The 20,766-nt window shown below is 55.1% G+C and carries 13 protein-coding genes and 5 pseudogenes; 9 read left to right on the top strand and 9 right to left on the bottom strand.

Annotated elements, in window-relative coordinates:
• Nucleotides 1-106: pseudogene (locus tag G9463_RS12730) on the top strand (IS5/IS1182 family transposase); the annotation flags it as partial.
• Nucleotides 107-258: 152 nt separating this feature from the next.
• Here G9463_RS12730 and G9463_RS12735 read toward each other — a convergent pair.
• Nucleotides 259-981 (bottom strand): annotated as a pseudogene (locus G9463_RS12735) (RNA-guided endonuclease InsQ/TnpB family protein); the annotation flags it as partial.
• 492 nt (nucleotides 982-1,473) lie between these two features.
• Between G9463_RS12735 and G9463_RS12740 the strand changes: the two are divergent.
• Together G9463_RS12740 and G9463_RS12745 are read left to right on the top strand one after the other, a co-directional pair.
• Nucleotides 1,474-2,355, top strand: a complete 882-nt coding sequence (locus tag G9463_RS12740) for a ParA family protein (RefSeq protein WP_165896893.1) — start codon at nucleotides 1,474-1,476, stop codon at nucleotides 2,353-2,355.
• On the top strand, nucleotides 2,355-2,747 hold the full coding sequence (locus tag G9463_RS12745; RefSeq protein ID WP_165896894.1) for a hypothetical protein: 393 nt from the start codon (nucleotides 2,355-2,357) through the stop codon (nucleotides 2,745-2,747). The genes G9463_RS12740 and G9463_RS12745 overlap by 1 nt, the downstream gene beginning before the upstream one ends.
• Nucleotides 2,748-3,405: 658 nt before the next feature.
• Here the strand turns inward: G9463_RS12745 and G9463_RS12750 are convergent.
• The 3 genes from G9463_RS12750 to G9463_RS12760 form a co-directional block, all read right to left on the bottom strand.
• Nucleotides 3,406-5,643, bottom strand: a complete 2,238-nt coding sequence (locus tag G9463_RS12750) for an amino acid permease (protein WP_014030777.1) — start codon at nucleotides 5,641-5,643, stop codon at nucleotides 3,406-3,408.
• Nucleotides 5,640-6,071 carry a universal stress protein gene (locus G9463_RS12755; protein ID WP_014030778.1) on the bottom strand — a complete coding sequence of 144 codons (432 nt, stop codon included), beginning with the start codon at nucleotides 6,069-6,071 and terminating at the stop codon, nucleotides 5,640-5,642. The genes G9463_RS12750 and G9463_RS12755 overlap by 4 nt, the downstream gene beginning before the upstream one ends.
• A gap of 838 nt (nucleotides 6,072-6,909) precedes the next feature.
• On the bottom strand, nucleotides 6,910-8,442 hold the full coding sequence (locus G9463_RS12760) for a TrkH family potassium uptake protein (RefSeq protein WP_014030780.1): 1,533 nt from the start codon (nucleotides 8,440-8,442) through the stop codon (nucleotides 6,910-6,912).
• Nucleotides 8,443-8,605: 163 nt separating this feature from the next.
• On the opposite strand from G9463_RS12760, the gene trkA reads away from it, so the two are divergent.
• Both trkA and G9463_RS12770 read left to right on the top strand, forming a co-directional pair.
• A complete protein-coding gene (gene trkA, locus G9463_RS12765) occupies nucleotides 8,606-9,964 on the top strand; it encodes a Trk system potassium transporter TrkA (RefSeq protein ID WP_255458698.1) in 1,359 nt (452 codons plus the stop codon).
• 615 nt (nucleotides 9,965-10,579) lie between these two features.
• Nucleotides 10,580-11,170, top strand: a pseudogene (locus G9463_RS12770) (cation:proton antiporter); the annotation flags it as partial.
• Between the two features lie 168 nt (nucleotides 11,171-11,338).
• Here G9463_RS12770 and G9463_RS12775 read toward each other — a convergent pair.
• The 4 genes and pseudogenes from G9463_RS12775 to G9463_RS24530 all read right to left on the bottom strand — a co-directional run.
• A complete protein-coding gene (locus G9463_RS12775; RefSeq protein WP_014030783.1) occupies nucleotides 11,339-11,890 on the bottom strand; it encodes a diadenylate cyclase in 552 nt (183 codons plus the stop codon).
• 172 nt (nucleotides 11,891-12,062) lie between these two features.
• On the bottom strand, nucleotides 12,063-13,742 hold the full coding sequence (locus G9463_RS12780; RefSeq protein ID WP_165896895.1) for a TrkA family potassium uptake protein: 1,680 nt from the start codon (nucleotides 13,740-13,742) through the stop codon (nucleotides 12,063-12,065).
• A gap of 389 nt (nucleotides 13,743-14,131) precedes the next feature.
• On the bottom strand, nucleotides 14,132-14,524 hold the full coding sequence (locus G9463_RS24525) for a TrkA C-terminal domain-containing protein (protein WP_370457914.1): 393 nt from the start codon (nucleotides 14,522-14,524) through the stop codon (nucleotides 14,132-14,134).
• Nucleotides 14,516-14,784: pseudogene (locus G9463_RS24530) on the bottom strand (NAD-binding protein); the annotation flags it as partial. The pseudogene G9463_RS24530 and the gene G9463_RS24525, both read right to left, overlap by 9 nt.
• A 211-nt stretch (nucleotides 14,785-14,995) precedes the next feature.
• On the opposite strand from G9463_RS24530, the gene G9463_RS12790 reads away from it, so the two are divergent.
• From G9463_RS12790 to G9463_RS12800, 3 genes are all read left to right on the top strand, one after another.
• Nucleotides 14,996-16,450 (top strand): APC family permease, encoded by a 1,455-nt coding sequence (locus G9463_RS12790; protein ID WP_014030785.1) that lies wholly within the window; start codon nucleotides 14,996-14,998, stop codon nucleotides 16,448-16,450.
• A gap of 2 nt (nucleotides 16,451-16,452) precedes the next feature.
• Nucleotides 16,453-17,106, top strand: a complete 654-nt coding sequence (locus G9463_RS12795; RefSeq protein WP_165896896.1) for a TrkA family potassium uptake protein — start codon at nucleotides 16,453-16,455, stop codon at nucleotides 17,104-17,106.
• A 251-nt stretch (nucleotides 17,107-17,357) separates the two neighbouring features.
• Nucleotides 17,358-18,008 carry a universal stress protein gene (locus G9463_RS12800; RefSeq protein WP_370457913.1) on the top strand — a complete coding sequence of 217 codons (651 nt, stop codon included), beginning with the start codon at nucleotides 17,358-17,360 and terminating at the stop codon, nucleotides 18,006-18,008.
• A gap of 235 nt (nucleotides 18,009-18,243) precedes the next feature.
• Here the strand turns inward: G9463_RS12800 and G9463_RS12805 are convergent.
• Nucleotides 18,244-19,408, bottom strand: a pseudogene (locus G9463_RS12805) (ISH3 family transposase).
• A 312-nt stretch (nucleotides 19,409-19,720) separates the two neighbouring features.
• On the opposite strand from G9463_RS12805, the gene G9463_RS12810 reads away from it, so the two are divergent.
• Nucleotides 19,721-20,743 carry a site-specific integrase gene (locus tag G9463_RS12810; RefSeq protein WP_165896898.1) on the top strand — a complete coding sequence of 341 codons (1,023 nt, stop codon included), beginning with the start codon at nucleotides 19,721-19,723 and terminating at the stop codon, nucleotides 20,741-20,743.
• The last annotated feature ends 23 nt before the right edge of the window (nucleotides 20,744-20,766 follow it).

A 20,766-nucleotide genomic window follows, 5' to 3' on the forward strand; every position in this document is an offset into this window, starting at 1 on the left:
CCACGCACGAGCGCAGGTCTTCCTCGCACTGTGTCTTCGCCTGGTCGTCGCAATCACCAATTACGAACGCGGAGACAATCCGGGAAGCACGATCATCACGGTGTGAGAAGAGTTCTATGACACCCTCCTAGTCAGTCAACTATACACTATACTTGAGAGCCTGCAACTTTACTTCCCCGGACGGTTGGATGCAATTCTGATTTCGAGGCTGAGACACTTTGGGCTGAGATGTTGATTACAGGAGTGAACTACCCTACCCTACTCGCTCACGGCTTGCGCCGTTCGCTCCTTGAGGGTAGGGCTTCCTGCTTCCACGACGCGCTTTGCAGACACGGGTGTATCCACAGGGAGCACAGTCTCCACAGGCGTTCCTTCGGAGTGACCCACTCCTAACTGCTTGATACCGCGAGAAAGAATGTTCCACGCCGCGTTCGCGTCCCTGTCCGCCTCAAACCCGCAGGCGGGACAGGTGTGCTCGCGCACCCACAACGGCTTATCGGTCGAAACGCCGCAGGACGCACACTCTTTGGTCGTCCCACTCGGATTGACCGCGACGAAGTGTGTACCCTCCCGCTCACACTTGTATTCGACCAACGAGAGGAATGTTCGCCACGCGGCGGACGCCGTGTTGCGGCTGTTCGACGGCGATTCCATATCCCCTTCACGTTCAGGTCTTCGACCGCCACGAGGTCATACTTCCGAGCGTAGTAGTTCGAGAGTTTGTGTAAGAAGTCGCGGCGCTTGCGTCGGAGGTCCGCATGACACTCCGCTACGCGCCGCCGTTGCTTCTTGTAGTTGTTCGACCCGTGTTGCTTCCGCGAGAGGTTCCGTTGCTCGCGCTCCAAGCGTTGCCTCGTCGGGGATGGCTCGGTGGAGTCGAATCGGTATATCTCCGAGGTTCGAGAGTGACAGCACAGTCTGACTGCCCTTCTTGTCGAGCTTGAAGCCAGACTGACTGTATGTGAAACTGCGAAGCTCGCGTCATTAGCTACGATCAGACGTCCGATTCTATGACTGACGACACGGTCACTGTAGAGAAGGACCAGCAGATACCGGGGTATCGATTAATTAATCCCGATCACCAAACGCAGCGTCTGAATTGAAGCCAAAAATCAGGACGATCGAAGCGTATCTGGAAGATGATACGGGAACCGTAAAGCGGTATCAAGACGCGTTTCAACGGGTGCTTGGGGAGTGTATCGAGGGAAATAAAATATTTGCAGGGAGCTAGGGTAACAACCTACGTTTAGTCGCGATGCTAGTCATTTTCACGATACCATTAGGCGTGACGATCCTGCTAACTTGGTATGCGGCTCTTTGATAACGGAATCATAACTTGGCGGTCTCAAATACATCAGCTATTCCACCTACGTAATCTACCTCATCTAAATAAGCTACCTTAGGTGTCTAAGGCACACTATCTAAGTTACCTAAGGCAGAACAGCTAAGTCACCTAAGGTAGATAAGCCTGCTATGAGTGATGAAGCACCAACGCCGCGCGCAGTCAGTGTGGGCGTCTTGAAAGGCGGCTTCGGAAAGACAACGACAGCGATCAACCTCGGGAGCGAGCTTGCCCATCGAAACGAACGCGCGTTACTGATCGATCTTGACGACAACGGCCACATGACGCTTATTCTAGGTCATGACGACGCGTACCGGGGTGAGCGCTGGAACACGAACCACGCCGCCGATGTCTTGCTTGACGGCGCGGACCCGCATGATTACATAACAAACGTTAGTGATGGGCTCGACCTTTTCCCAGCTCACGTTGACCTAGAAGACGTCCAGTCGGGGCTTAAGGAGGCTACGATGGGGACGACACGTCTCAAAGAGGAACTAGTCGGCGAACTGCTCGGCGAAACGTACGACTATATCGTCATTGACTGTCCGGCCAATCGCGGGAAGCTTAACGACAATGCGATGTATGCGACCGGGAACATTATCATCCCACTCCGGCCAGAGAACGGCTATGAGACCGGGTTGACGAATACAGTCCAACGCTTGGTCATGGAAGCCCGGGAGTACTTCGATCTCGATATTCTCGCCGTGACGCCGACAGACCTCAGCGACCGTATTGACCAAGACACGCGCGACCGCCGGCTACTCCGGGAAATGACCACCCGCGAGGCCGTCGCAAAACACGTCCCGAACTACGCGTATCTCTCACCCGAGGACTGGGAGAACGTGGATAACGGAGCGTATGACCATGACCTTCCTGGTATTCGACACCGAGCGGCTATCGACAATGCGAACGACGAGGGTGTACCGTTGCGCGACTACGACCCTGGGTGCGATCAACTCCAGTGTTACGACGAACTCGCAAAAATCGTTGAGACTGGGGAGGTGCGTCGCTAATGGGTTTCGATGATCTTGAAGACGCAGCGGCCCAGCAAGATGCCGACGACGCCGACAACGCTGACGACGCGGGCGAGGCGAAATCAAAACCTATGCCAGATACAAATCAGACTGACCGCCAACAGTCGGAACCGTCTACAGAAAACGACGGCAACGACTGGAAGCGTCGACCGGCGTTCCCGTACGACGACGCCTCACAGGAGGCTATCTACCCGAGGTCCGACACATGGGACGAGTTCGAGGACATACTCGACTTCGAGGTGAAACGTGAACTCCGCGATGCTGGCTTGCGGGATATCCCGAAACGGGAGTACCACGAGGCACTGCTCAAGTTGGCGATGGAAAACCCAGACCGGCTTGCAGAACTCGTGATAGACGGTCGGAAGTCCTGAAGCCTAATTCGTAAAAGTGACCGACCTGAAAGAGACCAACCGCCATGTCTCGAACATGCTGCTGGGACAAATCAACGAGTAGTAGCGTGACGAGGACTAGAACGGGTGACATCGCCGACTGACAGCGGCGAATATATTCCGAACTTGGGTAAGATCACGTCTCGGGACTGACCGAATTTCTAGACACCAGATTTTGATTGTCTTACACTTTCTAATGTCGATTTCTATTCGAAAGGGTACACGACCAGAAGTTGAGACCAGCGTTCTCAATGCATATGGAACTACCTTCCTTCGCTTGCCCCGATTAGAGTGCCTGCTCGACAAACTGCGACACAATTCGGTCTTCGGCATCCCCACAGAAGTTGAGACCGCCGCTCTCAATGCACGAGTTCAATCGTCTCCGTGTCATGAAGAGCGCCGGTGGTATCTCATGCGTGACCCTGCGATGATTCGTCTGCCGTCTGCAGTACAGGAGTGGCCGAAGCTACAGAATACATAAAGGGAATCATGAACCTATGCGGACAACAATAGTGTTGTTTATCAAAGGTAAGAATTTGAGCTGGTAGTTGAGACTGGCGCTCTCAATGCATACGTCTTCGAATCGCTATTTCAACGAGTTTTAGCACAACCGAACGGATAATGTAGAGAGGTCCCCCATTCAGAACAGTCGCTCAATCAGGCCTCGGTCACGGTGTTTCTCCGCCAGCAGTACCGAACACTCCACGTCGTCAACAACGTCTAACACGAGCGACCTGGAGACGAGTCGGCGAAGTAACCCTTCCTCAGTCGCGCCAAGGAGCAGGAGTGTGGCGTCATCAGCGGCATTCATAATAGCTGTTTCGACGTCACCGGATTTGACGAGGAGTTCGGCGTCCTCTAATCCCTGGTCGGCCGCCCAATCCTGGAGGAACTGCTCGCCTGCCCCGCGGTCGTCGTTGACGTTGAGCAGCGTCACCTCGGAGTTGTATTCGGACTGGAGCAGCTTCGCAATGTTGGCTGACAGCTCAGAGTCTGGGCCGCCAGCTGTGGGAAGGAGGATACGCGAGGGGTCGAACCCGCGGTCACGGAGGACGAGGAAGTCACAGGGGACCGCCTCGGTGAGTTCGTCCATAGCCGATTCGGCCCGCCCTGGTGAACCGTGTGAGTCCGGGCCCCATCCCATCACGACGAGGTCGGCGGTGTGTGTGCGGGCGGCATCGAAGATGGCTTCGTAGGATTTGTGCGAAAGGATAGTATGTGTCTCGACATCGACGCCGAAGGTTTCAGCGTCCTCACGGGCGCTATCAAGCAGGTGCTGTGAGCTCTTGTCTATCTCGTCGGACCGCTCGGCAGCGGCCGAGAGCGCCGTCTGGTCAGGCACCGTGACGATGTGGGTGGCAATTACACTCCCGCCGCGCTGTTTGGCGACAGCGCTGGCGAGTGTGATGAGGTCCTTCTCGTGTTCGGGATTGGCCAGGGGCACCATCACACGGTACTGTCCGCCATCGGGTTGGACGCCGGCCGCCGCGTTGACGGCCGCGTCGGGCATCTTCTCGGACCGTGAAATGATGTGTTTCGAGAGGATCCCCTGTTTTTCGGTACGTGAGCGGGCATAGAGTCCGTACCATAGTACCGCCGCGGCGGCGATACCAAACGAAAGCAACAGGGCGTCTCCGGCGACAAACACCAGCAACGCAAAGGAGAGCACGACACCGAGAATTGGCATCAAGGGATACAGTGGGACGACGAAGTCGGGCGTGTACTCCTCGGGGTTTACGTACCGCATGACGATGAGTGCGAGGTTCAGCAACCCGTAGATGATGAGATGGAGTCCCGATGCAGCGCCCGAAAGCAGCGTTAAGTCCCCGATGACGATAAACAGGAGAATCAGACCGCCAGTGATACCGATGGCTCTGTACGGCGTTCCGTACTTCGGGTGTATCTCGTTGAGAGCTGGTGTGACGATCCGATCGCGTCCCATGGCGAAGTTGATACGCGAGGACGCGAGGATAGAGGCGTTCGCACTGGAAGCGGTAGCGAGCAAGCCGCCGAACAGGAGTGCACCACCCATCGCGGCCCCCTGGATGTAGCTCCCGACCTCGACGACAGCGATGGGGTTCTCGGCGTCAGAGCTGATGATGTCCGCGATGAAGCCCTGTGGGACGGCTGCGCTCATGATCACCAAGACAAGCGCATAGATGACAGTCACGATGACGACGCTGCCGATGACCGCTCGCGGGAGGTTCTTGCCAGGGTCTTTGATTTCCTCGGCGACGCTCGTAATCTGGACGAAGCCGAGATAGGAGACGAAGATGAGGCCCGTCGTCTCTAGGGTGGTGACCACGTCCGTCGCGGCCGGGAGGTTCGACGGTTCGGCTCGGAGCGTCCCGAGGAACGTAAACACCGTGAGGATACCAATCAGCAGGACGACGATTATGTTCTGAAGCCGGCCGGTCTCCTTCGCACCGACGTAGTTGATGAGGACGAAGAAGGCGCCACCGACGAGCGCGATTATCTTCACTACGGTGATCGATATCGGGCCGACACCGACACTACCGGAGAGACCGAAGATGCGGGCAATGTACCGGCCAAACCCGACCATGTAGAAGGCACTGGCGAAGGCCAGTCCGAGCCAGTTGGCCCAGCCAGCGACCGACCCGAACATCGGCCCCAGCGCGTGATTGACGTAGTAGTAGGCCCCACCTGATCGGGGCATCGCAGTGCCGAGTTCGCTGGCAGACAGTGCCGTGAACATGGCGATGATGCCACCCAAAACGAACGCCACAGACGCCAGCGACCCAGCCTTGAGGATAGCCTCGCCCGGCAGAACGAAGATGCCTGCACCGATCATCGTTCCGACACCGATGGTCAGCGCCGCGAGTGGTCCGAGGTCCTTGGCGAGGTCTTCCTCGCTCATGACTCTTCCTCTCGGGGGAGCGCGATGACGGGGCGATTTGCCTGGGTCACCAGCTTCACCGAAATGTCGCCGGACAGAAACTGCATGAGGCGATTCCCGCCGCGGGAACGGTAGGCAATGGCACTGGCGTCGACCTCGTCAGCGGCCTCGAATATTTTCTCCACGACATCTCGACCGTATGCGGTATGTTCGCCGGTATTGGGGAACACTGACCGGACGGCAGCGTACGCCTCCTCGGCCAGTTCTTCGGACTGTTCGACTGGCGTCTTGTCCGGAACGCCACCGCCTTTCTCTACAACGTGAAGGGCGGTCACATTGGCTGGCCCGTATGGTTCAAGCGCGGTTGCCGTCGCTAACGCGTCGGCTTCGTGAGCGACGGGAAGAAGCACGTGTGCAAGGATATCTTCGTCGTCGGTCTCACTGCTCATACTGGTAGGTTCATCCACTATCTGTTAAGAGTGTGTATCCAGTTCCGTAGTGTGTGGGGCCAGTCTATGACGAATTGCGGCTCTGCCAACTCAATACTACAAGGCAAAAATTTCACCAGTTTGATGTTTTTCGATAGGTATACAGTCGTTACAGTATTTTGATAAGCTCTCCCCACATAACGCCGATACGAGATAGCTGTGTCCGATACGCTGGATTCGCCTCAATCACGGATGGCCATGATAGCTACTCTTCTGGAGGCGTCTCTCAAATTCACTTTAGCTATGGGGGTCCGTGCCACTCTTGTAGTATTGGCCCCGTTCTTTCTCTACGTCATTACAGGTATATCTGCAATTTTGCTCGGATGGCCTGCTCTATCGTATCCAGTCTTTTCACTCGAAGCAGACCCATTTTTTGTAAGTGGTGGGGCACTGATGGGACTATTTATGCTACAGAGTTCCGGATCGTTCGTTTTGTACCAGATGTTGGTCGGGATAGAGGATGATAAATCACAGCTTGCTATCCTGTTTGGTTTCATTAGTCTCGGGTGCAGCGGGGCAGTACTTCGAGTTACCCTCCCGCAGGCGATTCAATTTTTTTTGATCCTTATGTGAACTCTCATTTCCTATCGTTTGTTTCATACTGGGCCTATCGGTAGCGGATTCTGTCTCAACGACGCTTTCTGGAGATAGGATGTATCTACAGAGAGCACAGTTTCTATACTCGTTCGAAAATCGGTCAGCGAATTTTGAAGTCAAAGAGAGTAATACGGTAATCCAGAGTGCTCTACAGGCGGGACAGGCTGAGTGCCTCGGAGCTTGACCCCGAGGCGGTTCACTCCTATCGCTGCCAGAAGCTCGGCGTGAAGACTACCAGCACGGATATAATCTCAAGTCTCCCGATCCACATTAGAACCACCATATAGAGCTTGGCCGGCGCAGAGAACGGCCGGAAGTTGTCCATTGGGCCGACGATACCCACACCCGGACCGATGTTCCCGAGTGTGGCAATCGTGGCACTGATTGCTTCGAGTGCGGAGATATCGAGGCCGATACGGAGTGCGTCTAAATAGATTAACACGGTTGAAAACACGAATATCGAGACGAATGTGAATATAAAGACAAATATGTCTCGAACAGTCTCTTCGTTGACTGTATCGTCGTTCAGACGAATTGGTCGAATAGCCGACGGATGTATTGTCGTGAACAACTGTCGACCCATCGCTCGGGAGACAATATACCAGCGAATGATTTTGACAGACCCCGCTGCTGAGCCAGCTGACCCGCCGAGAAACATGGCGAACAGAAGAACCAGTTGAGCTGACTCTCCCCATGTATTGAAATCCATACTGGCATACCCCGTGGTCGTGATGATCGCGATTGTCTGAAAGAGTCCCTGGCGTAGCGAATTTTCCAGATCCCCGGAAAGCTGACCGATATTGGTCGGAATCTCCGCTATCCCTAATCCAGTTACTAAGAGGACAGATAAGAGCGAGCCAATGGCAGCTACAGCGAGGAGATACGTTCGGAACTCTGGATTCTTCGTTAGTTGTCTCGGTTCACCGTTGAAGAGGTACCACAATAACGCGAAATTGGTTCCGGCAACGATCATGAACGGCATCACTGCCCACTGGACGATGGGAGCGAAGGCTTCGACACTCCGTGCTTCGGGCGAAAAACCACCTGTCGGCATTGTCGTAAGAGCGTGTGCAACGGCATTGTAAGCACCCATGTTTGGAGCGACCCCGGCGAAGTGCAAAGCATAATAAACGAGAGCGGCGGCAACAGTGAATCCGAGATAGATCTTCCACAGTGCTCGTGCAGTTTCCTGAATCTGTGGCGTTAACTTCTCAAGTGAAAAACCGGGTGCTTCCTCGTTGATGATTTGTGCTCCAGCGACAGACAGTTCAGAGAGAATTGCGACCATGAGAACGATAATCCCCATTCCCCCAATCCACTGTGTGAGTTGTCGCCATAACAAAATCGAGTGGGAGTGCTGTTCAAAAGAGATTTCTGCCAGAACAGTTGACCCGGTCGTCGTAAATCCGCTCATGCTTTCGAACAGGGCATTCACGGGTTGTGCGATTGTCCCCTGACCAGCGATAAGATACGGAATGGCACCAAAAATAGGAACAATTAGCCATGTAGCACTCACCATTAGGAACGCCTCACGCTTGCCGAGTTCCCGGTCATCACGAAGTTGTTCGAGTACGAAACCAGCTCCAAACATAGCTACTGTGGTGACAATAAACGGGAGTATATTCTCACCGTAATACACTGCAACCAGAGCCGGAACGAGCGGGGCCATAGATAGTTTCCGCAGGATTGTCCCAACGAAGCTAAACCCAGATCGCCAGTCGACGTAGCTTCTCATAGTAGAATCAACTCTCTCCGTTTAACTTCCCGTCATCACCATGTTGAGAGGAGTATAAAAAGTCTTCACGTCTCCCGATGCTGCCGAGAGCCCCATATAGTATACGTCATCAAACTGGGATATGCAGAACGACCATTAGTGGGTGTCGTCTATTAATCAGAGTATGAACGGTTCCCGGAAGCCAATGCAAGTAGTGATTGTCGGCGCTGGCCAGGTGGGGTTAAATATCGCAGCAAGTCTTTCTGAAAACCACGATGTCGTCGTTATCGATACTAGCCCCGAAAAAGTTGAACAACTCACTTATTCAATAGATGTGCTGGCGATTGAGGGAGATGGAACCTCCCTTGAGACACTACAGGGAGCTAGCATTGCGGAGGCCGATATGCTCATCGCCAGCACAGACGATGATGAGACGAACCTAGTCACTTGTGGGACAGCAAAGACCGTCAGCGACGCCTTTACGATTGCCAGAGTCCGTAACGAAATCTTCTTTAATACGTGGGAACTGTCTGAGGGGGCATTCGGCGTGGACTTCATGGTCTCAACGAATCTCCTGACAGCTGATAACATTGCTCGCATCGTCGGACTCCCAGCAGCAGTTGATGTTGAGACGTACTCTGGCGGCCTTGTCCAGATGGCTGAATTTGAGCTTATGGAAGAAAACGAACTTGTCGGCCAAACTGTTGCGGAGGCGGACCAGTTCGAGGCACTGACATTTGCTGCGATTGCCCGAGATGAGGACATTATTATCCCGGATGGAGATTCCCTCATTGAAGCCGGAGATAGAGTGATTATCATTGGTGAGGCAGCAAGCATTCGGGCATTTTCGAGAACAGTTACCCCTGCTACTGTCCCAGACAAGAGTAACGATATCGTCATTGTTGGCGGTAGCGATATCGGATACCATACGGCACGACGACTCGAAGGCCAAGATATCGAGCCGCGCCTGGTCGAACAAGATGCACATCGAGCACAGGAACTGGCCGAGACACTACAACACACTCTAGTGCTGAATAACGATGCAACTGATACGGAGTTCCTCCGCAGTGAAAATATCGGCCAGGTGGGGACACTCATCACAGCGACAGATAGCGACGAAAAGAACCTTCTCGTTTCCTTGCTGGCCAAGGATGTTGGCGTCCAGCGGACGGTTGCAATCGTTGAAGACGGGGAGTACGCCCCGTTGTTTGAGGCGGTGGGCGTTGACGTCGCAGTCAACCCGCGGGAAGTTACTGCCGAGGAAATTATCCGCTTCACTCAAGAAGGACAGATCGAGAATCTCTCTTTAGTTGAGAATCGTCAAGCAGAGGTTATCGAGATCGAAGTCACTGAGGAGAGTGTTCTCGCGGACCGTCCGATCAACGAAAGCATCACTGACCTTCCATCCGAAGTTGTGATTGGCGCAGTCACCCGTGGCCGTGAGTTCATTGTCCCTCGGGGTGAGACCATTATCAAGCCTGGCGACCACGTCGTGCTCTTTGTTAGTACCCATATCCTCTCAGAAGTCATGAACGCCATCTGAGGGAGTCACTGTGAATATAGGCGTTTACAACGGTCCGGAGTGTACTGCTATCAAATGCCCACTGATCCCCCATCGGACAACCACGATTCTGGACAGATCTCAGATGAAACGGTCTACGAGGAAATGGAACCGTTCGTACCCTATACTACCCGAGAGTTGGCAGACCGCATCGGTACATCTCTCGGTAACATGTGGTCGATCCTTCGAAGTCTCACCATGGCTGGGAGGATTCAAAAGAAGGAACCAGAGCCCAATCTCCGAATTTGGATGCGTGAACCGCCCGATAATACCTGTCCACACTGTGACTACGAATTCGAAGTGAAATTTCTCCATCCTGTGTTGTCCTCTGTCAGGTATTGTCCAAACTGTGGAAAGCAAATAAGTCAAAAATAATGATTGCCCACTACCGTTCTCCTAGTTTTTAGTGCCATCGACAGGGGTCGATTTGACGACACCGACGGAGCGAATAGTCTGATTTTCACTGGATACTCGCTCGTTTTTATTAGGCTCCCAGGAGGATCTGCAGAAGTTCGACTCGTTCCTCTCCAACGCCGCCGCTAACTCAGAGTGACTCCATGGCGAACGAACTGGAGGTGATGTGGTGTGGTCAGTGAAGTGGCGCTTTTCGAACTCGGAGTGTTATTTGCCGCGGTTGCACTCGTCGGTAGCATCGCCAGCCAGCTCCGGCAGTCGGTCGTCCCGTTCTATATCGGCGCTGGCATCCTTCTCGGTCCAAATGTTGCCAGGCGACTCGGTCCTTACGCGCTTGACGCGACCGAGTTCGTCGAATTGGGAGCAAAACTCGGTATCGTGTTCCTGCTGTTCTTCCTTGGGCTTGAGTTCAACCTCAATCGCCTGCTCGCCAACCGGAGCCGCATCGGCAAAGCCGGGACGGTCGACCTCGTCGTCAACTTCGGGGGCGGGCTGGTGCTCGGGTTCGTCCTCTTTCGGGCGTTCCTGCCGGCGTTTCTGGTGGCGGGAATCGTCTACATCTCCTCGTCGGCCATCATTATGAAATCCCTCATCGACATCGGGTGGATCGCCAACGATGAGGCCGAACCGATGCTGGGGACGCTCGTCTACGAGGACCTCGTCATCGCGGTGTACCTCATGATCGCCTCGGCACTGCTGCTTGGGGGCGGTGATATCGGGGCGGCTGTCCAGTCGATCGGAGTCGCACTGGGTGTCATCCTCCTTTTGCTGGTTCCACACGAGCAACCGCAACCGACGGAAATACTCGCTGAGGGATCGAAGCAATTCTGGTCTCCGATATACCGTCCGACGATATGTATCCGTCGTAGAGGTAGCTAACTGCCTTTTTTATGGGGTAGTGAAATTGGAATCGACTTGTGAGCGGGGACAAAGACGATTTGATTAGTCTGATGGACGCCACACACCACCTAATTCGTGGCGCTTGTAATCCTCGTAACTGCCATCTTGGAAAAGCGACATCCGTCCGTCTTCTTCGCTGAGTGTGATAGCTGCAACGACCTCTGAACGAACCGAGACCTCAATGGCGCTCAGATGCTTTGTTCCCATCCAGTCGGCATAATCAAGCGGTGTGTCTTCGTCGGCGTCACTTTGGCTTTTGATTCGGACCATCTGCTCTTGGATGGTGCCGTCCGTGCTGATGATAACAGCACCATCACGTGTGAACCCAACCGTGCGTGCCGCCTCGACGAGTCTATCAAGATCTTCCGACACGACCTGACAGGTTTCGGTCGGCCACATATTCTCGCCTAATGAGTCAGCATATGCCCCGGAGTGGACCCCAGTCACGATAACGAAATACAATCCAGGGCCGCGGATGTGCTCTTCCTCCCACCGATCGAAGCCAAGGCTGATGCTCTCGACCGTATACATGAGAAAATCAATCAGCTCTCTCACTGTCGTGTATTCGACTCGTAGTGGATCCGGGTCCGTCATGAGAATCCGTATCCTACATTCACTTGTCTACTGTAATAAGACCGGTCGGTTACGGATTGACAGCAGATCAGGTATCGATTCGATATTGGGTCGGTCTGTGGCGCAATCATCGGCCTCAGAGAGATCCACTCCCATCGAACAGCAGGGTTAGATACCCCCCAGGCTGTTATCTCTAAGACTTTATCGGTGAGACGTCGAACTGCTTTCTGAACTGCTGGACTGACTCATCGGAGCCGACGAGGACAATGTGCTCGGTTCCAGTGAACTTCCGTTGTGGATCAACCGCGCTGGTGAACCCAGACTCGTCCTCGATAGCGATGACGCGACAACCCGTTTTTTCGTAGATGCCTGACTTGGCGAGTGTCGACCCAGCCAGCGGTGTGGCGGGAACACGGAGTAGCCGAATCTGACTCGCTGGTGCAAGGACATCCTCGCCGCGGAGTTCCCTGGCGACCATTCGAGCGCTCACCCGTGGAACCGACAGCACGTAGTCCGCTCCAGCACTGAGTGCCTTCCGGGTCGCATCGGTGTCACTCACCCGAACGAGGATTTCGATATCCTGATTCAACGACCGAGCTAACACGGTTGTCAGTAGTGCCGCAGAGTCATCCGGCAGACCAATAATAATAGCACCAGCACTCTCGATACCCGCTTCAGCCAAGATTTCGTCAGATCCGGAATCACCCACGACATCCACGCCATCTCGGTCTTCGATATCAATCGTCACGGTATCAAGCCCTCTCTCGGACACAACGTCACGTGCAGCCTGGCCGACTTCTCCCTGTCCGGCAACGATGATACGCTCGTGTTTCCGGAGCGTTCGGGCCGGCTGGGTAAAGTCACTGAACGCCTCTAGGGCATCGTGGGCGCCCGTGACGAGCAATACCGTATTCGAGCGGATAATCGCATCCGGGTGAGGTGGGAGTTGTAGCTCCCCGTCGATCCACGCACCGATGATATTTGCGCCGGTCTCTTCCCTGATTTTCGAGTCGCGGATTCGCGTCCCGATGAGTCGGTTCCCCTGCTGGACTGGGACTTCTGTGACCTCTATCTCACCGCCGATATCGATTGTATCCGTCAAGTCCGAACTGAACGAGGAGATGGCCTTTTCAGCGAGTCGGCGACCGAGAACGCCGTGTGGTGACAGCACGGTATCGGCGCCCGTATCCAGCAGGATATCACGCATATCGCTGTCGTCGGTAAGGGTGATGATTTCTATGTCCGGGTCGATCGAGCGCACTGTCAGAATAGTGTTGACGTTCGCATCACCGGCATCTGTAATGACGGCCCGTGCGGAATCGATGCTGGCTCGTTCGAACGCCGACGTATCCTGCGGTGAGCCGTCAATGACGGAGTACCCGTCGTCAGCGAGTTCCTTGGCGTGCTCTTCGGACGAGGAGATCAGGACATACTCGATGCCGAGCTCTCTTAGCTCGTCGAGTAGTACGGCCGAATCCCGACGGTATTCACAAATAATGACGTGGTCCTGCTTGGAGGTGAGACGATTGTCAAGATTGACCTCTGCACCAGTAAACAGCGGGATGATGATGAGCCGGAGTGTAAAGAACCCGAGCGCGATGCCGGAGATCTGTGTCGCTGCAACGAACAAGAACATCAATGGATGGCTCCAGATACCCGAATCTTGGCCGTATCCAGTCGTCGTCATTGTCTGGACGATAAATTCGAACGACGCGAATATCGATTGGTTGACCCCCTCTAATTGTGCCAGCGCGAAATTATACGTGACCGTATAGACAACAATCAATGCAGCGAGCCCGGTGAGGTAATAGGTGACGAGGCGGTCTCGCCGAGAAAGCTGGATATTAGTCAGTCGTTTCAGAGGGTCAAACATCGGTGGGTGCTACCAGTATAGTTATTATGATTTGAAAAGAGTTCCTGATACTATTTCAACTTATATAGTCTTAGGTATACTCAATGGCGGATGTGAGTCTTCGTGGCAGGGCCACTGGCCACTCCCAAACAATCGTTAATAGGCTCGTGAGGATCTCAGGTACCTCGACCCTGAAACCGACTTGTGACGTCCACCCCTGGGTTCATGCCGGTACTTTTTATACCGCAGGTAGAATATTTGCTGGGTTACGATACGACCTGTTCTCTGAAGAAATATTCCGCTAGCCTGGTCGAAAGCTATGCGATGGCTGAACCGCTCAGAAGTCGCCTATCGGTTATATATAGAATTCCAATCACTCGTGGTTGTACTCTGTCTTAATCTCTATAATGCTAGCCACGCATGAGATTCAGCATTTCATCGACCACGTCGGTTTCGATAGCGAGAATATAGCGCTCATCAGGTTCCAGCACCGTATCAGCTCCTGCGAGTTCCGTCCGGTCCGCCGTCGAGATCAACAGGCTTCCGGACGGAAGAGCGATTTCATCGAGACGGCGCCCCGCAACGGGGGCCGATGGGGCGACACTCACTTCGAGGATGTCGAGCTCAGCGGTCGGATAGACGAGGGTGCGGATATCCTCGCCGGTCAGTATATCTGCCGCATAGTCGCCACCAAGATACTCGGGTAGCAGCGTCGCATCCACCACCTCGTCGTACTCCTGCTCCGTCCCCGTCTCCGCTCTCGCGATGGTCCGAATCGACGGGGCGTACTGCTGGGCCTCCATACAGATTGCGAGGTTCGTGCCCGGTTGGTCAGTGAGTGCGGCGATGGCGTCCGCATCGGCTATGTCGGCCTGTTCAAGAATTGACGGGCTGTGGCGTCGCCGTGGATAACGGGGCCGATGTACGCATCGGACAATGTCTCAACACGCTCCTCGTCGGATTCGATTAGCAGTACGTCATGACCCTGATCCGCGAGATTCTCGCCGGTCTGTTTCCCGACACGGCCGCCACCGGCGATGACAAATCGCTTTGTTCGGGTCATTGCAGTATTGTTTAAAACGCGTCATGTTCAATGCCCCGGCAGTTCTAATGGGTCGAGAATACCACTATTGTACCGGGGAACAGCTATAATAAGCTTTTAAAAAATCCACTCACCGTTCTTCCAATGGAAGAACTCTCCCCGGTACTCAAATGGTCTGAACAAAGTGCATACAGCGTACGATTGATGGCACGCCGAATAAAAACAGGACGCAATGAGTAAGAGCCAGACTCGATCACCTGAGGCTGAACTCGGGTTACTTGACGCGACGATGATTGGGATGGGAGCGATGATCGGGGCCGGTATCTTCGTGCTGACAGGACTGGCTGCCGAAATCGCTGGTCCGGCAGCGATTCTTGTCTTTGCGTTGAATGGCGTCGTCACAGCGTTCACAGGACTCTCATATGCGGAACTTGCCGCCTCGATTCCGAAAAGCGGCGGTGGATACGCCTTCGTGCGAGAGATATTCGACGACTTCGCCTCGTTCATCATGGGCTGGATGCTCTGGTTTGCCTACATGATTGCGGGGGCGCTGTATGCGCTGGGTTTTGCACCGAACTTTCTCGAATTGCTGCACGTCTACGGTGTGGTCCCGCCACCGGATCAAGTGGGTGCTGTCGCGGTTCCAGTCATCGACGCGGCGCTCCCGCTGGCCTTCGTGCTGGCGTTCGTGGCCGTCCTCGGGCTCGTAGCGCTCAACGCTGTCTCGACGGCCGCCAGCGGCAGTGTTGAGACGATTTTCACCATCATCAAAGTCTCCATTCTGGTGGTCTTCGTCGCGTTCGGACTCGCGTCTCCGATGTTCTCCGGGGCCGAATTCCAGCCGCTGTTTCCACAGAGCAGCGGGGCGGCCGCGGTTCTGCCGGCGATGGGGCTAACCTTCATTGCCTTCGAGGGGTACGACCTCATCACCACCGTCACCGAGGAGGTACAGAACCCGCGTGAAAACATCCCCAAGGCGATATTCATCAGTCTCGCCGTTACGGTTGTCGTCTATCTGGCCGTTGTGACAGTCGCCATCGGGACGCTCGGGGCTGAGGGACTCGCCGACGCTGGCGAAGCCGGCATCGCCACGGCAGCAACATCGTTCATGCCGACCGGGTTACCGATTATCCAGAACGGTGGTGCACTCATTGTTTTCGGGGCCGTGTTCTCGACACTCACCGCCCTCAACGCAGTCGTCATCGCGTCGTCACGCGTGGCGTTCTCGATGGGACGTGAAGGACAGTTGCTCCCGTCGATCGGCCAGATTCACCACCGCTACGGGACGCCGTTCGTCGCAATCCTCGCCAGCGCAGTCGTGATGCTCGGGTCAGTGGCACTGCCGACACAAAGTGCTGGCAACATGTCGAGCCTGTTTTTCTTGCTGTCGTTCATTATCGTCAACGTCGCCGTCATCAGACTCCGCAGGGAGCGCCCGAACATGAACCGGCCGTACGAGATGCCGTTCTACCCGGCACCGCCACTGATTGGTATCGCGCTCAATCTGCTTCTAACAGGGGTGCTCGTGGAGTACCTGCTCCGAACAGATCCATTGGCGTTGGCACTCAGCATGGCGTGGATTCTGCTCGGAGCCCTCGTGTATTTCGCGCTTAAACGGGTCAAAGGGCAATCGGACCGCGAACAGGCGGCTGCCGCCACTGAAATAACACCTGAAGCTGAAGACTAACCATGACTAGTGACCTCGACATTATCATCGCTGGCGGTGGACGCGTCGGTTTCCAGACAGCCGAGATACTCGCTGACCGCGGTCACGACGTGACGATAATCGAACGCGATGACCGTATCGTCTCGGATATCGCCGATAAATGGATAGCGACTGTTATCCAGGGTGACGCGACAAATCCGGATATCATCGAACAGGCAGGCCTTGAGCGAGCGGACGTAATTGCCGCGCTTACGGGTGAAACAGGATTAAATCTCGCGGTCTGTTTAGCTGCCGCAGAGTTGACACCCGACATCCGGACGGTCGCGCGTATTGACCGCACAGCCGGTGAGGCCTACACCCGATTCGTCGACGCGGTGGTCTTTCCCGAACGGGCCGGCTCGAGAGTGGCGGCCAACGAAATCCTGGGTAGCGATGTCCAAACACTTGCCGACGTCACGGGCTCCCTCGATATCATGCTTATTTGCGTTGCTGACGGCGCTCCGGCCGCTGGGAAAGCGCTCTCGGACGTACGCTTTCCCGAGGGAACCCTCGTCGTGTCCGACGCGAACGGTGAGCAAATCGCTCGTGCCGACACGACCCTGACACCGGGGAGCAGCTACGTCGTCGCTGTCGAACCTGACGTGGTCGATGAGGTCATGAATTTGATGCGCGGCTAGGCGGCTAATCAATCACCTCGGAGTCAAGCCTCGTGGCATCCGTCTCGACTGTCTGTGAACCGTGGTCGGGCCTGTCCTGTTGCACAACTACCCACGTGATGTAGCCACTGGACTCACTGAGGTGACAGGGAAAACACAAATAAGCGCTGGGGAGCGTATCTTCGTACGTTATGCCGGAATCGCTCAACAGGGTCTTGATTCCGATTGATGTGTCCGATTCAACATCTCGGTCTGAGATAGACACTCAGATAGTGCAATCATCAGAGGTTATCCTTCTGGGATACTGGCCAATTCCGGACCAATCGGCCCCCAGCCAAGTCCGTAATCAGTTCGAAGAGGAAGCTCAGGAGCGACTTGAGACAGTGGCACGCCGTTTTACCGATGAGGGTGCCACGGTGCAGACTCGATTGGTATTTACAAATGATAAGGACCAATCAATCAATGGGGCCGCGAACAAGTACGAGTGTGAATCAATCCTCCTTCCGGGGACAACATCGTCGCCGTCGGAGACGAGACGTGGACTTGTTCTGGTGAAACCGAATGCCGATCTCAATCGGATTGTCACTACCCTTGGAGCCCTGTTTGCCGATAGTGATGTGGAACTCCTTCTCTTTCACGCCGCAACGAACGACAATGAACGTCTGTATGATGCAACAGAGTATATGCTCCGCGGCCTCGCAGATCGACTTGCGGAACTCGGTATCGATCCCGACCGAATCAAGTGGGAACAATCGACGGAAAATAAACGGCTTGATGTAGTCCTCTCGCGTGTTTCTGACTTTGACTTTGTTGTCCTCGGCGAGACCGAACCGTCAATGCGAGAGCGAGTCTTTGGGTCTGTTCAAAAAACGCTTGCTGAAGAAACAGCCAAACCTCAACTCACAATCCGCTCGGGTGTCTGAATTCCTCTGATGGGGCATCCTCACTGCGGACCGAATTTGTGTGTCAACCTCAGTACCTCACAAAGCATCCTCGGCTAGCTGTTTCTGAAGCCTGAGTTCTGTGTCGGAGCGGTTGCACTGATCGTCTCAACGAGAGTATCATTAGGCGGATCGACGGACAACGGTCGCTGTCGGCGGCGATCAGCCGCCGACGCGACAGCGTCGCCACTCACACCGCTGGCTAGCCCGGTGGGAGTTACCGGTGGAACCGGTCGCCTGGTGGCCGGTTCGCGGGGACGGCCCGACGCACCGCGAGGGCCGTCCACGCTGCCCGACACAGCATGTTGATGAACTCCTCGAACGACCACTTCCAGAGGCGACGCCCGCCACGGCGGGGCGTCGCCACCTACTCCCAATGGAGATACCGCCACACATTCTGCAAGAGTAAGCTTACCACAACGTACAGCAGCCGTACAACCGGATTCTGCGTCGTGGTCGTTACAATGCTTTGTTCGGAGAGTCGGTAGATGGCCTCGATACCGAAGCGTTTCGCGTAGTGGTATCGAGCATCTCGTGGTGTTTCAATGAGCGGCGCGTCAGCGGCGTAGCCGTGACGCGCCACTCCGTGTTCGTCGTATCGTTCGTTTTGGTAGGTACAGTCGATGTAAACGGAAAACTCGACGGTCCAGCTGTGACCGTCGAGTTTCCCCGTCAGCTCGTGTTGGATGACACGACTCCATCCTTCCGAAAGTTCCTGCTTGATCGTCTTTCCCCACCGGACGATTGGCATCACGTACGCGTAGTTGTGCGCTTGAAGAAGCGTGAAACACTTGCTATCGTAGAATTCTCAGTCAAGATAGACGGCCTTGACGCTGTGGTCAAGGCCGTCGAGGAGACCAAGAAACTCAGCGAGGACACTGCTGGCGGTGTCGCCGTCGACGAGACTGCGCACCGCCAGCGTGTATCGTTTATTCTTCACGCGCGCGTATAGTGTCGCATAGGCGTGGAACGCGGTGGTTCCACGCTTTGCCTCTGAGTGGTAGAGGCCAGCTGTTTCGTCCACGTCACCGTAGTAGGGCCGCAGGTGGAGGTCTGCACGACCTCCACCTGCTCGGGAAGAACCTCTAAAATGTCCTTTTGCAGGAGTGCGTTCCCAACTTGTTCAACCGACGTTAGGTCGAACTTCTCGCGGAGGTGGTACAGAATCGTGTTTTGATGGGGAGAATCTTCACTGGTCTCGCAGAGTTCAGATATCGAGGTCCCGTCGGCGCAAGCGCCGACGAGGACCTCGTAGATGTCCTCAGCTTCGATTTCAGCATTATCGCAGAGACTGAGATCAATTTCCCGTCAAGGGTGTTGACGAGGAAATTAAGAAGCTGGTTCTCGTGGATTTCACTGTCTGCTTGCTGGGTCGTAGGCACACCTTCAGCAAGCAGACCTCTCAATTAACTGGCTTTGTGAAGTGCTGAGAATAGCCATTTGGAGAGTGATTTGAGGCAGCTCTCGCGGACTGAATCGGCTAAAAACACGCATCACAGTCCCGCTAGACCCCCTGTAGTCTCAACCTATTCTTAAGATAGATTGATATAGCTATATAGACTTTATCAGGCACAGAAAGCCCGAATATTCACGCACAGAGTGACTGAAACGCCGATATTCTGGTTTTGTAGATAGGTTTGTATTATGCCAGTAAGCACCATCAGTTTTAGGCGGGAGGCCGCTGTACGGGAAGCATGGATCGTCTTCCGCCTGCATACGACGCTACTCCTGGGGGTGACGCCCTCGAAACAGCCATCGAGAAACGACTGGTCGATATCGACTCCGGGCGCTACCGAACGAACGTCGCGAGCGTGCTTCGGAAGTTCGCAGCTTGGTCCCGGGACCAGCACGGTATCTTCAGTCCCGAGGATATCGACGACGACCTCTGTCGGCAATACGCTCGTGACCTTGCTCGAGCTGATGACCGAGACGATATTTCACCGGAGACTGCTCGTCGGTACTTCGCGTATGTCCGCTCGTTTCTCACGTGGGGTGTCTATGAGGGCTTGATCCCGACGAACCCGGCCAAGACCAACCACGCCGAAGGTCCGCTCCCGACCGATGAGACCGAAACAGACCAGCAGTACTGGACCGCCCGGGACCGCGACGCTATCTGCGCTACCGCGACGGCTCGCGTCGACAAGGCCGGCGAAAGCGACGATATCGACCGCACGGCGGCCTACCGCGACCAAGCACTCGTCTTCTTGCTCGCGTACTCCGGTGCTCGCAGCGCGGAACTCGTCGCTGTTTCTGATGATGAAGAACGGAACGGCCTGCGGTGGCGGCACGTCGACCTCAAAGCCGGCACAATGCAGGTGTTCGGAAAGAACCGCACCCGCGAGTCTGCACCGATCCTTGACGATGCTATCCGTCCACTCCGGCGGTGGAAGCAGCTTCGAGAACCCGATGAAGACGAAGCCGTGTTTCCGCGACTCGACAACGCGGCAAAAGCACTTGACCCGACGCCGTCGATCACAACCCAGTCAGCTCGGAATATCCTCGCCAAACTCTGTGAGTGGTCCGACTACGACTTTGATGAACCGCTGAAACCTCACGGTGCTCGCCGTGGCCTCGGGCGGGAAATCTACCGTGAGAACCCACAGCTGGCACAGGACGTACTCCGGCACAAGTCCATCGAGACGACCCATGAAGGGTACGCACAGGAGGCCGCAAAGCGGACACGCGATGAAGCAAACGATATCATCGGCGGTGAGTAAGTTGCCGACAACTCTTCACAAGG

Origin of the sequence: Haloarcula sp. JP-Z28 (assembly GCF_011440255.1) — an archaeon.
GTDB lineage: Archaea > Halobacteriota > Halobacteria > Halobacteriales > Haloarculaceae > Haloarcula > Haloarcula marismortui.

What these genes read in the sequence shown, in the direction of transcription:
- trkA (WP_255458698.1), top strand. Translation starts at nt 8,606, where the DNA reads ATGAACGGTTCCCGGAAGCCAATGCAAGTAGTGATTGTCGGCGCTGGC.
- G9463_RS12795 (WP_165896896.1), top strand. Translation starts at nt 16,453, where the DNA reads ATGACTAGTGACCTCGACATTATCATCGCTGGCGGTGGACGCGTCGGT.
- G9463_RS12755 (WP_014030778.1), bottom strand. Translation starts at nt 6,071, where the DNA reads ATGAGCAGTGAGACCGACGACGAAGATATCCTTGCACACGTGCTTCTT.
- G9463_RS12810 (WP_165896898.1), top strand. Translation starts at nt 19,721, where the DNA reads ATGGATCGTCTTCCGCCTGCATACGACGCTACTCCTGGGGGTGACGCC.
- G9463_RS12750 (WP_014030777.1), bottom strand. Translation starts at nt 5,643, where the DNA reads ATGAGCGAGGAAGACCTCGCCAAGGACCTCGGACCACTCGCGGCGCTG.
- G9463_RS12780 (WP_165896895.1), bottom strand. Translation starts at nt 13,742, where the DNA reads ATGTTTGACCCTCTGAAACGACTGACTAATATCCAGCTTTCTCGGCGA.
- G9463_RS12790 (WP_014030785.1), top strand. Translation starts at nt 14,996, where the DNA reads ATGAGTAAGAGCCAGACTCGATCACCTGAGGCTGAACTCGGGTTACTT.
- G9463_RS12740 (WP_165896893.1), top strand. Translation starts at nt 1,474, where the DNA reads ATGAGTGATGAAGCACCAACGCCGCGCGCAGTCAGTGTGGGCGTCTTG.
- G9463_RS12745 (WP_165896894.1), top strand. Translation starts at nt 2,355, where the DNA reads ATGGGTTTCGATGATCTTGAAGACGCAGCGGCCCAGCAAGATGCCGAC.
- G9463_RS12775 (WP_014030783.1), bottom strand. Translation starts at nt 11,890, where the DNA reads ATGACGGACCCGGATCCACTACGAGTCGAATACACGACAGTGAGAGAG.
- G9463_RS12760 (WP_014030780.1), bottom strand. Translation starts at nt 8,442, where the DNA reads ATGAGAAGCTACGTCGACTGGCGATCTGGGTTTAGCTTCGTTGGGACA.
- G9463_RS24525 (WP_370457914.1), bottom strand. Translation starts at nt 14,524, where the DNA reads ATGGAGGCCCAGCAGTACGCCCCGTCGATTCGGACCATCGCGAGAGCG.